This window comes from Bacillus sp. SIMBA_005 (genome assembly GCF_046535585.1).
Classification (GTDB): domain Bacteria; phylum Bacillota; class Bacilli; order Bacillales; family Bacillaceae; genus Bacillus; species Bacillus pumilus.
In genome coordinates this window covers 1-241 of record NZ_JAWRWI010001059.1, presented here as the reverse complement: position 1 = coordinate 241, position 241 = coordinate 1, and the positions used below count along the sequence as shown (strand labels likewise).

The 241-nt window shown below is 69.7% G+C and carries 1 pseudogene; it reads right to left on the bottom strand.

From position 1 onward, the window contains the following. Positions 1-241 (bottom strand): annotated as a pseudogene (locus SB660_RS23355) (hypothetical protein); the annotation flags it as partial.

Genomic DNA, 241 nt, shown 5'->3' with positions numbered 1-241 from the left:
AGCGCGAGCAGCAGCACCGGATGCGCGGCGACCACGGCCATCGCGATCCAGCCCGCGAGGAGCAGCGGCCCGCCGACGACGAGCACGAGTCCGGGGTGACGATCCGACAATCGTCCGGCGATCGTGACGCCGAGGAACGAGCCGATGCCGAACAACACCAGCGCGACCGAGACCCATCCGGCATCCAGCCCGGCGATGTCGGTGACGACCGGTGCTAGGAAGGTGAACGCGGCGAACGTGC